14 protein-coding genes are annotated in these 15,407 nt (G+C 36.4%); 8 read left to right on the forward strand and 6 right to left on the reverse strand.

Annotated features, from left to right (window positions below; translation table 11 throughout):
- The first annotated feature begins 676 nt into the window (after positions 1-676).
- The 4 genes from PN497_RS14495 to PN497_RS14510 all read left to right on the forward strand — a co-directional run bounded on the left by PN497_RS14495 (position 677) and on the right by PN497_RS14510 (position 4,871).
- Positions 677-1,000 (forward strand): hypothetical protein, encoded by a 324-nt coding sequence (locus PN497_RS14495; protein ID WP_096565517.1) that lies wholly within the window; start codon positions 677-679, stop codon positions 998-1,000.
- Between the two features lie 428 nt (positions 1,001-1,428).
- A complete protein-coding gene (locus tag PN497_RS14500) occupies positions 1,429-2,628 on the forward strand; it encodes an ABC exporter membrane fusion protein (RefSeq protein WP_096565515.1) in 1,200 nt (399 codons plus the stop codon).
- A gap of 214 nt (positions 2,629-2,842) precedes the next feature.
- On the forward strand, positions 2,843-4,015 hold the full coding sequence (devC, locus tag PN497_RS14505) for an ABC transporter permease DevC (protein WP_096565513.1): 1,173 nt from the start codon (positions 2,843-2,845) through the stop codon (positions 4,013-4,015).
- A 166-nt stretch (positions 4,016-4,181) separates the two neighbouring features.
- A complete protein-coding gene (locus PN497_RS14510; RefSeq protein ID WP_096572557.1) occupies positions 4,182-4,871 on the forward strand; it encodes a DevA family ABC transporter ATP-binding protein in 690 nt (229 codons plus the stop codon).
- Between the two features lie 502 nt (positions 4,872-5,373).
- On the opposite strand, the gene PN497_RS14515 is transcribed toward PN497_RS14510, so the two are convergent.
- Positions 5,374-6,150 carry a glucosamine-6-phosphate deaminase gene (locus PN497_RS14515; RefSeq protein ID WP_096565509.1) on the reverse strand — a complete coding sequence of 259 codons (777 nt, stop codon included), beginning with the start codon at positions 6,148-6,150 and terminating at the stop codon, positions 5,374-5,376.
- A 104-nt stretch (positions 6,151-6,254) separates the two neighbouring features.
- On the opposite strand from PN497_RS14515, the gene PN497_RS14520 reads away from it, so the two are divergent.
- Entirely contained in the window at positions 6,255-6,941 is a 687-nt protein-coding gene (locus PN497_RS14520) for an HAD family hydrolase (RefSeq protein WP_096565507.1), read from the forward strand.
- Positions 6,942-6,989: 48 nt separating this feature from the next.
- Here the strand turns inward: PN497_RS14520 and PN497_RS14525 are convergent, their stop codons facing one another.
- The 4 genes from PN497_RS14525 to PN497_RS14540 all read right to left on the reverse strand — a co-directional run bounded on the left by PN497_RS14525 (position 6,990) and on the right by PN497_RS14540 (position 10,042).
- Positions 6,990-7,292 carry a DUF6881 domain-containing protein gene (locus PN497_RS14525; protein ID WP_096572556.1) on the reverse strand — a complete coding sequence of 101 codons (303 nt, stop codon included), beginning with the start codon at positions 7,290-7,292 and terminating at the stop codon, positions 6,990-6,992.
- A gap of 343 nt (positions 7,293-7,635) precedes the next feature.
- A complete protein-coding gene (locus tag PN497_RS14530) occupies positions 7,636-8,112 on the reverse strand; it encodes an NADAR family protein (RefSeq protein WP_096565505.1) in 477 nt (158 codons plus the stop codon).
- A 74-nt stretch (positions 8,113-8,186) separates the two neighbouring features.
- Complete coding sequence (locus PN497_RS14535; protein WP_096565503.1) at positions 8,187-8,531, reverse strand: DUF6464 family protein; 345 nt, start codon at positions 8,529-8,531, stop codon at positions 8,187-8,189.
- 155 nt (positions 8,532-8,686) lie between these two features.
- On the reverse strand, positions 8,687-10,042 hold the full coding sequence (locus tag PN497_RS14540) for a helix-hairpin-helix domain-containing protein (RefSeq protein ID WP_096565501.1): 1,356 nt from the start codon (positions 10,040-10,042) through the stop codon (positions 8,687-8,689).
- Positions 10,043-10,161: 119 nt separating this feature from the next.
- On the opposite strand from PN497_RS14540, the gene PN497_RS14545 reads away from it, so the two are divergent.
- Positions 10,162-10,809 carry a Uma2 family endonuclease gene (locus PN497_RS14545; RefSeq protein WP_096565499.1) on the forward strand — a complete coding sequence of 216 codons (648 nt, stop codon included), beginning with the start codon at positions 10,162-10,164 and terminating at the stop codon, positions 10,807-10,809.
- Here the strand turns inward: PN497_RS14545 and PN497_RS14550 are convergent.
- A complete protein-coding gene (locus PN497_RS14550; protein WP_096565497.1) occupies positions 10,806-12,488 on the reverse strand; it encodes an AIPR family protein in 1,683 nt (560 codons plus the stop codon). The two genes, PN497_RS14545 and PN497_RS14550, sit on opposite strands and share 4 nt — an antisense overlap.
- A gap of 478 nt (positions 12,489-12,966) precedes the next feature.
- Here PN497_RS14550 and gatA point away from each other — a divergent pair, with 478 nt between their 5' ends.
- Positions 12,967-14,421 (forward strand): Asp-tRNA(Asn)/Glu-tRNA(Gln) amidotransferase subunit GatA, encoded by a 1,455-nt coding sequence (gene gatA / locus PN497_RS14555; RefSeq protein ID WP_096565493.1) that lies wholly within the window; start codon positions 12,967-12,969, stop codon positions 14,419-14,421.
- A 266-nt stretch (positions 14,422-14,687) separates the two neighbouring features.
- Positions 14,688-15,368, forward strand: a complete 681-nt coding sequence (locus tag PN497_RS14560; RefSeq protein WP_096565491.1) for a uracil-DNA glycosylase — start codon at positions 14,688-14,690, stop codon at positions 15,366-15,368.
- The last annotated feature ends 39 nt before the right edge of the window (positions 15,369-15,407 follow it).

Consider the following 15,407-nt stretch of genomic DNA (forward strand, 5'->3'; position numbering starts at 1 on the left):
TATAAATTGCATATCTTTGAAGGTAGGGAATAGGGAATAGAAAGAACAAAAAAATATCAGGTAACAACAAGGATATTTATTCAACCAGTTATTCACTGATGGAAGTATTTTTACGAGTTTGTGAATTTTGCATCTATCCCAGAGCAGATTTTTTATCTTATTTAAATAAGTTTTAAATAATATTTAAATTACCAACGTCTTTAATAATTGATGAAGCTATATTTTATCAGAAGAGAAAAACATCTGTAATTTTAATAACTACTGGCTATATCTAAAGTATGAGACTAATCATTTTTTTGACTCAAAAAGCGTTTAAATTAGGTATTTAAGTATCAAATGCAAATCAACTATATTGATGAATTTTCAATCTGTCAAGCTACGTGCAAATTTTCTTGAATAAATTTGTTGCATAGGACTTGAAATTGATCATTAATCAGTTTATTGTGTGTGATTGAATGATGTAAATGTAAATCCATGCTGTTCGTTTAACGTAGTGGGTAGATCCAGAATTTAGGTTGAGTGAATATATAAATTCACTTTATTAATTCATCAATCTATCTACTCTTAACCGCCCAGTATTGCAGTAAAAATTCATGCGATTTAACCAGATTGTGTGTAGATTGTGTGTAAATTTCTGCAAAATGGTAATTACAAGAAACTATAAGGGCTTGCTGGCATGAGACTATCTGAATTAGATCCACTCATACCGCTAAATGAGTTGAGAGAAGAACTGCTGAAATTACCAAAAGGCTACTCTTTTTATGAAGATGAATTGGTAGAATTTCTATCACGACGTAGATGGCCAGAGAGCGATCGCCGAATTGATAGAACAACTTTTTGGCGGTGGCGCAACGACAACGGAATTGAACATCAAAAAGTATTCAGCCGCTTGGATATCCTTAAATTGTGCCAAATTTGTGATCATTATCGTGTGGATGGAACTCGCAGTGAATACTTGGCGATTATGAAAAAGAAAAAAGAAGTGATGCTCAACAAATAACCATGCACTTTACAGGTGCAGAAAATACTAAATAGCTCTGCTCACAGCCGATACAGCTAAGGAATTGATGGATATATATCCATCTTCCTAGCTCTATCTTTACCAAATTTATCAAATATTAATAACCACAAAAAACATAAGAATTCAGGATTTAGGAGTCAGGAGTCAGGAGTCAGAATGTTTGATCAATTGGTTGATTATCAAAAAGTAATTATTAGCGTAACCGTTAAAACGCTGACTGCTGACAACTGAATGCTGAGGTTAAGTTGCACCAACATTATCAGGGAATGCTATCAAGTGTACTGCTCTATCTCTTTGATTGATTTTATTGATCGAGATAGCAGCTTCTATTAACCCCATGAGGGGAAAAACAACGTGCTAATTGCCAATTCAAAAACATAATTAAGGGCATAATTAAAGGCATAATTATGGTACACAAAGAAAAGCAGTCATTCGCAAACCCTGTAAATTGGTTGTCAATAACTTTGGCAATGACTACAGTTGTAGCTACTGGCGTAGTATATTTTTACAGTCTTTCACGTTTTAATTCCAAATCTAAATCAAACGAACCAATTCCTATCAGCAGTCCTAGTCCAATAGTGACTGCTGTTGCTGCTTTAGGACGTTTAGAACCTCAAGGACAAATTATTCGTTTGTCTGCTCCAGGTACACAATTGGGGGGTGTAAGAGTAGCTAAACTTTTGGTAAAAAAAGGTGATGAAGTTCGTGAAGGAAAAGTATTAGCAATTCTTGATAGTTACGCTCCTAATCTAGCAGCTTTAGAAAAAGCTAAACGACAAGTACAAGTTGCTGAAGCTAATCTGAAAAGAGTAGAAGCTGGAGCAAAAAAAGGTGATATTTATGCCCAAAAAGCAACAATTGCTCGTTTAGAAGCTGAGTTAAGGGGTGAAACTTCTGCACAAAAAGCAACAATTGCTCGTTTAGAAGCTGAATTAAATAATGCAGAAACAGAAAATCAAAGATATCAGAAATTATATCAAGATGGTGCTATTTCTGCTTCAGATGCTGATACTAAACGCTTACGCAAGGATACTGTACAACAACAATTAAATGAAGCCAAAGCTGCCTTCAATCGAACTGTAGAAACGTTGCAAAAACAGTTAAATGAATCCCAAGCTAGACTTGATAGTATTGCGGAAGTTCGTCCTACCGATGTGCAAGCAGCGAAAGCAGATGTTGAAATTGCCAAAGCATCTGTTAAACAAGCTCAAGCAGAACTAGATTTAAGTTCTATCCGTTCACCAATAGATGGACAAGTGTTAAAAATCAATGCTTGGCCAGGAGAAATAATTGGTAGTAATGGCATTGCTGAATTAGGTAATACTCAACAAATGTATGTAGTCGCAGAAGTCTACGAAACTGATATTAAAAAAGTGCGTTTAGGTCAGTCTGTGGAAATTACTGCTGATGCTTTTACAGGAAAAATTCAAGGCACAGTTACAGACATTGGTTTGCAAGTTGGTAAACAAAATATCTTTAATAATAATCCCGGTGCTGATACAGACAACAAAATAGTTGATGTCAAAATTCGTATTAATGACCCAAAAGACAACCAAAAAGTCGCAGCTTTAACTAACTTACAGGTTGAGGTAATGATCAAAATATAAGCTAATAATTCAGGAGTCGTAGGGGCGAAGCCTGCCTGTCGGCAGACAGGCATTCGGAAAATAACCTGTGATAAAAATTGATAATTGTTCGCCCGAATGCTGATGCTTCCAGCACGCTTCGCGAACGCCCGTAAAGGAGTCAGAATCTTTAACAATTAAAAAGCTGACTGCCGACATTTAATCATTCTAATGTATAATTTTAGAGGTTTTAAATATGATTTTGAATATACCTCTAGCTTGGCTACAATTAGCTAAACAAAGAGTTCGCTTTTTTGTAGCTTTAGCTGGAATTGCTTTTGTTGCTGTTTTGATGTTTATGCAAATCGGTTTTCAAGACGCTTTGTATGCTAGTGCTACACAATTGCATAAAAATCTCCAAGGAGACTTATTTTTAATTAGCGCCCAATATAGGTCTTTAACTTCTAATCAAAGTTTTCCCCGCAGTCGTTTATATCAAACTTTAGGTTTTGCAGATGTGTCAGCAGTTGATCCTTTATATGTACAGTTTGCTAAGTTCAAAAATCCCATTAATGGGCGTAAGTATCCTATCTATGTATTAGGATTTGATCCAGTAAAATCAATCTTTAAATTACCAGAACTGCAAGATGATTTTCAGTCACTGCAAATACCTGATCAAGTATTTTTTGACCGTGCTTCACGTCCAGAATTTGGACCAATTGCTGAATATTATCAGCAAAATAAACCTGTGACTATGGAAATATTTAGTTATACAGGTTTAGTAGGTTACAGAGTTAAAGTTAGTGGTTTATTTAGTCTCGGTCCTTCCTTTGGAGTTGATGGTAATTTAATTGTTGGTTCTTCTACTTTTATGCGAATATTTGCTGGGCGAGATGTGGATGACATAGACATAGGTTTAATTCACCTCCAACCTGGTGCTGATTCCAAAAAAGTTTTGACAAATTTATCAGCTAAGTTACCCAAAGATGTTATCGTTATGACTCGTAAAGAATTTATTGAATTTGAAAAAAGTTATTGGACTTTAAGAACACCGATTGGATTTGTATTTAACTTGATGGTGATCATGGGTTTTGTGGTTGGGGTAATTGTTGTTTATCAAATTCTTTATAGTAATATATCTACCCATTTCGTTGAATTTGCTACTCTTAAAGCAATGGGTTTTAAAAATAAATATCTCTTACGGGTGGTTTTTCAACAGGCTTTAATTTTAGCAGCTTTGGGTTATATTCCCGGTTTTGCTATATCCTTGGGACTTTATGATATTGCCAAAAACGCAACTCAGTTACCCATTACTATGGATATGAACAAAGCATTAATAGTGTTAATTTCTGCTATTGTCATGTGTTTAACTTCAGGATTTTTCTCTACCAATAAATTACGCAAATTAGATCCAGCAGAAATTTTCTAATTAATATTTCAGGAGTCAGGAGTCAGAATGCTGGTGAAACCAGGAATAGAAAGAAAGCTTTCAGAGCTTATGATAATTATCTAGTTAGACTGGAAAATATGTTATTTTTCGCTAGTCTGGATTCTGAATAGTTACTTTGATCAACCCATATAATATTATGGATTTTATGGAATCAAACGCAATTTTAGAAATTAGTAACCTCAATCAATACTTTGGTACAAGCAAATTAAAAAATCAGATATTATTTGACATTAATTTATCAATTAAATCTGGTGAAATTGTCATTATGACTGGTCCTTCTGGTTCAGGAAAGACTACTTTATTAACTTTGATTGGCGGTTTGCGTTCTGTACAAAATGGAAGTTTAAAATTTATTGGAGAAGAATTATGTGGAGCAGGAAATAATAAATTAGTGCAAGTCCGTCGCCAAATAGGTTATATTTTTCAAGCTCATAATTTACTTGATTTTTTAACAGCTAGACAAAATGTACAAATGTCTTTAGAGTTACAACCAAACATTTCTGAATGGGAAGGTAGAATGCAATCAGAAGCCATGCTTCATGCTGTAAAATTAGGCGATCGCATTAATTATTATCCATCTGATTTATCTGGTGGACAAAAACAAAGAGTTGCTATTGCTCGTGCTTTAGTTAGTCATCCTAAATTAGTTTTAGCTGATGAACCTACCGCAGCTTTAGATAGTAAAACAGGTCGAGATGTTGTTAATTTGATGCAAGAATTAGCACGGGAACAACATTGTGCGATTTTAATGGTGACACATGATAACCGCATTTTAGATATTGCTGATCGAATCATTCACATGGAAGATGGTAAGTTAATTAAACAAGTTTCATAACTCTTTCAATGAGTAAAGAATTTCAACGATAATGTCTCTACAAGAATGAGGAAATTTTCAGGTTTAAATTATGTCTTTTGGTGGATAAAATCTCTACTTTGAGAATGAGGTAATAATTTTACCATTTATGTAAAGTAATTTATGTAAAGTATAGGAATGTCATGGTCAGATACCCGAATTATTGGAGAATTCGGGTATCTATCCACTGACCTACTTATCTTTTAAATTGTCAATTTACATTTGAAATTCACATTTTAGATTCACAATTAATTGTATTATGGTGCAAGATTTACTTATTTGCTTACAAGAAGCAACTTTATATTTTATATTTAGAAAGTCATGGCTTCCTAAACATCCTAATGAATGTTTTGTAAATCTTCCCTGTGGATGTCAAAATCCTGGAAAAGAAATGAAATGTGAAGATTGTCCATATTTAGAAAGTTGCTTCTCTAGTTGGAAATTACATCAACAATATCTGCAACAAAAGACAAAATTCAGCAGTTTAAGAAGATAGTAAACTAGCAGAATTTACATCTAAACATAATACGGCTTGTGGTTGTGTTCGCAAAATAGAAGCTGGGCAATTTGTGTTAATTGACTCATGTAATATCTCTTTAACTATTTTGGCTTTGCGTGTTTCTGGTGCTAAACAAATAATTTTTTTAGCTGCACAAATCATAGGTATGGTTACAGTAAAAGCATACTGGGGAACGCTTTCTAAGTTGGGAAAATATCCGGTTTTCACTTGTTGCTGACGGTTGACTTGATCTAGTTTTACTAATTTGACACTAGCAGCATCTTCAAAATTAGCAACTGCGGGATCATTAAAAGCTAAATGTCCATTTTCTCCCACACCAAGAAGACACAAATCAATGGGTTGAGCTTTTAATAATTTGGTATAGCGATCGCACTCCCCAACAGGTTCTAAAGCATCCCCTTCTATATAGTAAAATTGCTTTGGAAATACCCGTTTTTCTACACGCTCCCGCAAATAATACCGGAAACTTGCAGGATGATCAGCATTAATTCCTAAATATTCATCAAGGTGAAATAAAGTTATCTTTGACCAATCTATCCCACCTAAAGTAATTAAAGCATCCAAAAATTTAAGTTGAGAATTTCCTGTAGCTAATAATAAAGCAATTGTCTCCTGTTCTTGCAGCAGTTTATATAGATACTTCTGTACAATTTCAGCAACATCCTGCGCCATTTCTGTTTCCGATTTATAAATCTGCACCAGGAGATCCTCGACATGAAAAGATGTTGTAGCAGTATTCATAATTTATTGACAAGATAAAAAAAGAATGTGGGGATTTTATGGACTCATTTACGCTAAACTAAGTAAATTAACTTAATAGTTGTTTACATTTTAGCAAAAAAATCATGCTGACAGCAATTCTCTTTGATCTAGATGGAACTATTGTCAATACTGATCCTATACATTACCAAGCTTGGAGAGAAATGCTGTTAAATCACAGCATCGAAATTGATGAAACTTTCTACAAATCCCGCATTAGTGGCAGAATTAACCCAGAAATTGTCAAGGATATTTTACCACATTTATCATCAGCAGCAGGTGAAAAATTTGCAGATGAAAAAGAAGCTCTTTTCCGTCACAGTGCTTCCCACCTGCAACCCCTAGCTGGTTTTGCTGAACTTATAGAATGGACCAAAACACATCAAATAAAACGCGCATTAGTAACCAATGCTCCCCAGTTAAATGCGGAATTTATGTTGGAAGTTCTGGGAATTAAAGAAGTTTTCCATACTATTGTTTTAGCAGATGATTGTCTAGCAGGTAAACCCGATCCTGAACCCTACAAAGTTGCTCTCAATAAGTTAGGAATTACAGCAGAACAAGCTATTGCTTTAGAAGATTCTCCTTCTGGTATTCGTGCTGCTGTTGCTGCTAATATCCCCACTATTGGTATCGCTTCTACCCATGATCCCCAAGTCTTACAAAATATGGGGACATTCATGGACATTCCCGATTTTACTGATTTGCGTCTATGGACTTTCCTTAATTCCTCAATAACAGTCAATTTAGGTCAGTTATCATCTACATTTTGATGAATTTTTGAGATTTTTAATACAGGTAATTCTCTTAACTCCTAACTCCTATTTATTAATAGGGGTTTTACTTTGCCATATTTGTTCAAATTCTGCCTCGGAAATTTCAAATTCCTCAATATCCTTATCATCTAATTTTTTATCGCATAGCATTCCATAATCATCGGATGAATGGCTTTTATCATAGAATAATACATTGCCATTTTCATAAACTTCTATTTGTCTACGGGCATATAAATCACTATCAATTTCCATAAAGTACGTACTACGACCCCAAGAATCATATTCACCCCCAAGTGATACATCCCAAGACCATTTGTAATATTTCTTTGTTTTTTGTAATGTAGTCATATCGCAATCCTCTTTCATTTGTGTTTCATTTGTAATATTTTGCATGGTCTAGCCATACTTATTTTTCGATGCAGGTAACGGACAATAGGTAATAGATTTTCTCACATAATATTTAGGACTGCTATAGTGATTTCACTCCTCATCTACGGACATTTACCTTAACTGTTGTAAATTATGAATAAAACATCTACAATATCTATTGTATACATTAGCTAGGTAAAAAAAACATGAAATTTGCTAATAATTAAGAAGATTATACTTGAAATTAAGCAATGTTTCTAGTCTGAGTATTTACAACAGCGTATTGCTGGTAAATGAAGTAAAAAGCAAAGTAAAAAGCGATTTAACAAGAGGATTTTACTCCTGACTGCTGACCTCTGCTCTTGCTAATTAATATTATTTCCCTTACTTCCATTAAGATTTGGCCCAGCATATTTTTACCACTACCATCAGATCCACAACCCCAATAATAATCTATCGGTGAGTTTTCTACTATTTCCTCATTACCTGTGGACAACAAAATCTCCCTAATATCTGCATGGGTAGAAAACTTACATAACACCGCTTTTCGCATAATATCATCTTTTACGTCTTCCCAATCTGAACGTAAGGGACGACTTCTTTGCCTACCCATTTTTGCAGCTTCTTTGGGTGTTTTAACAAGACGAATTTTTTCTAAATGTGTTGTACCAATAAACTTTTGTGCTTGAAAGTAATGTTCACTTGTAAACCAATATAAATTATCTAATGCAAATCCATGTGGTGAAAAGTTAGAAAAACAACCATATTGTTCACGAGTATGATAAAAGTAGATTGTCATGAAAAATATCCCTGTAAAATGATTCTTTTTTTCATATTGAGAATGCAGTAATTTTATATTATATTGTTGTATAGTTAAATTTGCTTGCTACTGGTTAACTCTCTAGGTTCATAGTGACGGCAGTTTTGACAAGGTCCACTAGGGTTGACAGCACAACGGACGTAACCAGATCGAGCATTAAATTTACAACTAATATCACCTATTAAATAGCCTACACCTTCTAAATAATAGCGATCGCCTTCGTCGATATGTTCAGCGCAATCGTCTGGAACTGGTCTTATATATGATTCTATCTGGGAATAGTTAAGAGTTACTTGTCTCCTCCGTGCGCTTGTCCGTTGCTGGTTTTTGCGAAGTACCCACAAGGACCATAGAGACGGCAAAAAACCAATGAAAAGCAACAGTATTGTTTTTAACATTTTTAATTTACCTCATTTTGACATTGATTTTTTCTCAAATCTCATTTATCTCGTTGCCAGTCTCTGACTGGAAATGTTATCACAAATTAGATAAGTTGTAGCTATCAGCAAAACGTAAGTATTCAGCTAACTGATTACTGATAGCTGAATACTTACTAAGTATCCGTCAATTGTTTAACATGAGCAGAGAAGTGAGCATTTCTTAAAGATTGCATAGTTAAGAAAGAATCTTGTACCCAATATTTCTTACCAAAACGCACCAGTTGACGAGAATTTCCTGCCTGAATAATACCAATTACAGGAACTTTTGCTTGATTATTGTCACCTGATTGTTCTGTTAAAATTGAACTTAGATGACGCTTGACTTCAATATCAGCAGCTTCCTGTGGATTTAATTCCACTACTACCATCTGCACTTTTTCAACTTGTTCGGCATCTTCAACAATAAATTGAGTTTGTTCATCTCGTTTGTCTACTTTTCCCCAAATGATTAATCTGGTATCTATTTCCAATAGTGAATTAACTCGTTCATAAATTTTAGGAAAAACCACTGCTTCTGATGCTGTTGTTAAATCTTCTATTTGTAAAATTGCCATTTGCTCACCTTTTTTAGTCATCACTTTTTTCACGTGATTGAGCATAACAACTGCACAAATCAATGTTTTATCTTTTTGTTCTCCCAACTGTGCCAAATTAATTGGTGAGAGCAAAGAAGATGATTGTTTAATATGTTTCAGAGGATGGGCGGATACATAAAAACCTAATAATTCTTTTTCCATCCGTAACTTTTCCTGTGGGGGATAATCTAAAACTGTTTCAGCTTTAGGTGCAGATTCAAAACCATTGTTAGTTGTTGTTGGATTACCATTATTACCAAATCCTCCCCCCATCAAATCAAAGAGATTTCCTTGGCCAATGGCTCTATCTTTAGCACGGGATTGCGCCCATTCATAGACTAATTCTAAATCTTTAATCAATTGATGGCGGTTAGGTTCTATTTTGTCAAAAGCTCCACATTGAATCAATGATTCTAAAGTACGGCGGTTAACAGCACGTAAATCAATGCGATCGCAAAAATCAGCCAGAGATTTAAATACTCCTCCTTCGGTTCTTGCTTCTAAAATACAGGCGATCGCATTTTGTCCCACATTTCGCACTGCCGAAAATCCAAATAAAATCTTATTATCTGCGGGGGTAAAATCCAAACCTGAGCGATTAATATCCGGCGGATCAATTTCAATTCCCATAGTTGTGCAGTTGTTCAGATATTTCTGCACTTTATCTGTATCACCACTGTTAGCGGTTAACAGTGCTGCCATATATTCTAATGGATAATTAGCTTTTAAATATGCTGTTTGATAAGTGACATAACCGTAAGCTGTAGAGTGGGATTTGTTGAAACAATTAGAGGCAATGAAACCATTTTTAATGGCGAAATTATGATCTTTCTCAACACCAATATCATAAACATTGGCTTCACCTACGTATTGACGGGAAACTACTTTAACCATATTACTTAGCTGTGATAATTTGTTCTATTATGGCATGATCAAGCTAGAACTAAAAGCAGACTTTTCTGATGAATGATTGAAGATTGTTATAGTGTAGGTTAGAAGAGTTTTTCAACACCATGACTATTGCTAAATCTCCCCCGAATTTACCATTGTTGGAAAATGGCGATCGCCTGGATCGTGCAGAGTTTGAACGTCGTTATACTGCGACACCCGATGTCAAAAAAGCTGAATTAATAGAAGGTATTGTATACGTGGCTTCTCCTTTACGCTTTACACCCCATGCTAAACCACATGGCGACTTGATAGGTTGGTTATGGACTTACAAAACTGCTGTTGGTGGGATAGAGTTGGGTGTTGAACCCACTGTCCGCCTTGATAATGACAACGAACCTCAACCAGATGTAGTGTTATTTAGAGTAGATGGGAATACCATAATTGATGATGATGGTTATATTGCCGGTGCGCCAGAACTAATAGTAGAAATTGCCGCCAGTACCGTTTCCTATGATCTCCATGATAAGAAACGAGTTTATCAACGGAATGGTGTAAAAGAGTATATAGTTTGGCGAACTTTTGATCAAGAAATGGATTGGTTTGTGTTGGAAGATAGTAAATATATAGAAATGAAACCGGATGCAGAGGGAATTATTAAAAGTGTAGAATTTCCGGGTTTATGGTTGAATGTTCCGGCTTTGTTAGGTGGAGATATGCAGCAGGTTTTGAAGACTTTAAATGAGGGTATTTCTCAAACAACCCTAAGTTAAGAGATTTCTATTTGTTGAAGTTTCTCAATTAAATCCCCACGTCGGAATGTAGCCGAAAGTTGTTGTAAAGAAATATCCTGACTGCCATAAAGTTTTTGTAGTGCTTGTTGAATATCTCGTACTGAATCATTAAAATAATCCTCTCCCTTTTGATCGATCAACAAATTAGCATCATGAAAATTGCGGTGGTTAATTTGCTCTATTTGAAGATTCATTTCATGGAGAAGCCTTCGCCCCATTTGCATGGCAATAAAGCATGAAGCATAACGAACACAAGGAGGATCATTTGGGTTTGGTCGTTTGCGTCGGTTTTCAGCAATTCTATACAACTGTACAGCAATTACAACTTGTGAGCCATTAAGCTTTTCAGTAAAAATGGCATCGTATAGTTTACCAAAATGTTCACGAGTGAAAAACTTAGCTTGATGGGGCTTTTGTCGCCAAACCGCCAGTATTGCCTCAGCTGCTACCCCCGAAGTAATATCTGTAGTGGATCTGGCACTGGTATCAGAGCGTTTGCGGCGATAGTTAAATCCCAGTTGTTTAATATCCATTTCCAGTCTTTGCTGTAGATGATCATTAGCTCGGAGATCCTTTAGATCCACAGGGTTCTGACTATTGGTAGCATAAGTAATTTTTTGCACTAGATCGTCATTATCACTGGGTAATTGATAAAGCCTTAGCAAAAGATATGCTTGGTTATTTTGCTGTAGTAGTTCTGGCTGCTGAAGAGTTTTAAAAATTGTCATGCAGGTTTGACCACCATTAATAATTTGTAGGTTTTCAACTTGTACCTGATGATCACTATTTTGCAGCGAATTGTAGGAAAATTTGTCACAAGTTAAAGTGATACCATTATTATAAAAATAGAAATTATTCCTTTCATCGCTATTTAAAGTATCCCGAATACCTTCATTAACGCGGTTGCCTTGCAGCCCTAAGTAACGGCGAATATTACGTTCTAATAACCTTTCTCCGTGCCTTTCGATGAGTGCGGCAACTTCAGTTACGGAAATTCTTCCCACAAGCACCCGACTAAAATTCATATCCTCAACCACAGCTTTACCACTGAGTTGCAAAGTGTCTTTGACTGGTCGAGAAGCTTGTAAAATTTTTATTAACCGTTCATGATTAACGTGTTCCCAAGTTACTTGATCACCAAATCCTGCACGATCAATAGCTTCTTGAGAAGATTGATTCCATTTTATGCCATTATTACAAGCTAATGCTCGAACTTGGGGAATATATCCATCTCTAATTAAGCTACGGGCTTCTTCTACCTTGGTAAGTAAGCGTTGATTAATATGTTCTAATTTTGCACCAGGATCAAACAGAAATCGAATTGCATTGATCAGAGCATTGATTCCATTTTCAGGAAAATTCGCGTTTCCTTGTAAATCATTTTTGTACTTTGCTTGAAATAAACTAACCGTAAACTCTCCATCATGTTCTTCAGAAATGTGCATGGCATCTACACCAAAATCTCCACCGCCTTCCATTAAACAATCAAAGGTATGAGAATCATCTAAATCGAGAATAGTTTGCACACAAAAATATACAAATGCCAAAGATTTAAGTTTGCCAGGATCATTAATACGTAATTCTTCAGCAGCTTGTCGTCGAATGGTATCAATCAATGAATTCAAACGTTGATCAATAATAGAAGCATTTATATTCATAATTTTTAGGGACTACAGTAAATTAATTCAGGCGATCGCTTTCCCCCGATAGGTTGCTTTATTTAACTCAAGTGGAAAGATGAGCAATCTCACTATTTTAAGAAATATTTTGCCACTGTTCAGCTTTAATAAACCGCGATAAATGACCAATATTAGTGGTGGCAATCACAACATCTGGAACTCCTAAAGTTATTGCCTGCGCTACCAAAATTATATCACCATCAATTGTTTTGTCTTCTGCTGTCGGCTGCCCTTTTTGACGGGCTTTTGCGTAAGTCCTGATTGATTAAGCTTATCTCACAGCATATCTTGTCTTTTGCCTAACATCAGTATAATTTAACATTATCCACCCCTCTCAAACCCCTCTCCGCGCCTCCGCGCCTCTGCGTGCCATAAACCCTACCAACCAACAAAACACCACCCTCACACCTGTAAATGCTAAAATCAATGACTTGAATGATAAAGAGAAAAATTATTTATGGCATCCATTAACGAGTTGCACAAACAGCTAGTAAAAAAAGAACGTTCAGCCGTTGAAATCACCCAAGAATCCTTAAACCGCATTGAAGCACTAGAACCAAAACTGCACAGTTTCTTGGCTGTCACTGCACAACAGGCACTAGAACAAGCTCGCGCTGTGGATGCAAAAATCGCTGCTGGGGAAGAAATCGGTATCTTAGCAGGGATTCCCATCGGTATTAAAGATAATATGTGTACCAAGGGCATTCGCACCACCTGCGCTTCTAAAATTCTGGAAAATTTTATCCCACCTTATGAGTCTACTGTCACCCAAAAACTCGCTGATGCTGGGGCGGTAATGGTTGGTAAAACCAACTTAGATGAGTTTGCTATGGGTAGTTCCACAGAAAACTCCGCTTATCAAACTACCGCTAACCCTTGGGATATTGCCAGAGTTCCCGGTGGTTCTTCCGGTGGTTCTGCTGCTGCGGTTGCTGCGGAAGAATGTGTGGTTTCTCTTGGTTCTGACACTGGGGGTTCTATTCGTCAACCGGCTTCTTTTTGCGGTGTGGTGGGGATGAAACCGACTTATGGGTTAGTTTCCCGTTATGGGTTGGTAGCTTATGCTTCATCCTTGGATCAAATTGGACCATTTGGTAGAAGTGTGGAAGATGCAGCGATTTTATTAAACGCGATCGCAGGTTACGATCCCCAAGACTCCACCAGTTTAAAAGTCGAAATTCCTGATTACACTGCCAATTTAACACCAGATTTAAAAGGGAAAAAATTAAAGATTGGCGTGATTAAAGAAACCTTTGGTGAAGGTTTAGATCCAGAAGTTGAAGCAGCAGTAAATAAAGCGATCGCCCAACTAGAAAGTTTAGGCGCGGAAGTTCAACAAATTTCCTGTCCTCGTTTCCGTTATGGTGTTCCTAGTTATTACATTATTGCCCCATCAGAAGCATCAGCCAACCTTGCCCGTTATGATGGTGTAAAATACGGCGCACGTGTGGAAGATGCAGATAACTTATTATCAATGTACACCCGCACCCGTGCAATGGGATTTGGTACAGAAGTCAAACGCCGGATTATGATTGGTACTTATGCCCTCAGTGCCGGTTATTATGCCGCTTATTATTTAAAAGCGCAAAAAGTCCGCACATTAATCAAAGAAGACTTTGAAAATGCCTTTGCTCAAGTTGATGTTTTAGTCACTCCCACCGCACCCACCACAGCATTTAAAGCCGGGGAAAAAATCACCGATCCTTTAAGTATGTACTTGAATGATTTAATGACAATTCCTGTGAACCTTGCCGGTTTACCTGGAATTAGTGTACCTTGTGGTTTTGACAGCAAAGGTTTGCCAATTGGATTACAATTAATTGGTAAAGTATTAAGAGAAGATCAACTTTTCCAAGCAGCTTATGCTTACGAACAATCAACAGATTGGCATTTGCAAACAGCGAAAATATAGCAATCCTAAATGATTTATGAACAACAAGATCCCCAAATTTTCTAAGAGGATGTTTGAAAAGTCTAACTTGGGCGATTAGAAATCACATCTACACAGACAAAACCTGCCTACGCAGGTTTCAAATCCTTAATTTTTCGTTAGTCCACGCAGGTGGACTTTGCTTGTGTAGTAGCGTTCGCCGTCAGGCGTGCCGGAGGCTCTATTATATTCGCCGAAAACTTTTAAGACAACCTCTTAGAAATAGCCCACCCAAAGCCCCAATTTTCATGAACAGCGATACCCAACTTAGCCTTTTTAACGAATCAAACTTTAATCAAAAAGACTTGATTCCTACAGATGCAAAAATTCCCATTCCGTCAGGAACTTATACAAGTTTGACGGAATTAACACCACATTGTCAAAATTGCCATCGTTGTGAGTTGGGTGAAAATCGCACTCATGCTGTAGTGGGAAGGGGAAACCCCCAAGCTAAAATCATGATTATTGGGGAAGGTCCAGGACAAAATGAAGATGAAACTGGTTTACCATTTGTGGGTAAGTCTGGGCAATTGTTAGATAAAATTTTGGCATCTGTAAATTTGAGTACGGAGCATGATGTATACATCTGTAATATAGTAAAATGCCGTCCACCGGAAAACCGAGTTCCCACCCCGGAAGAAATGGCCGCTTGTAAACCTTATTTATTAGAACAAATTCGCTTAGTTGATCCAAAAATCATTTTATTAACAGGTGCTACTGCTGTTAAAGGAATTACAGGTAATAAACAAGGAATTACGAAAATTCGCGGACAGTGGATAGACTGGGAAGGGCGTTTATGTATGCCTATTTTTCACCCTTCCTATTTGTTACGTAATTCTTCCAGGGAAAAAGGCTCACCAAAATGGTTAATGTGGCAAGATATACAAGCTGTTAAAGCTAAATATGATGAGGTGACTGGTGACTGGTGACTGGTGACTGGTGACTGGTGACTGGTGACTGGTGACTGG

Origin of the sequence: Sphaerospermopsis kisseleviana CS-549, assembly GCF_028329225.1 — a bacterium.
In the GTDB taxonomy this organism is placed as follows: Bacteria; Cyanobacteriota; Cyanobacteriia; order Cyanobacteriales; family Nostocaceae; genus Sphaerospermopsis; species Sphaerospermopsis kisseleviana.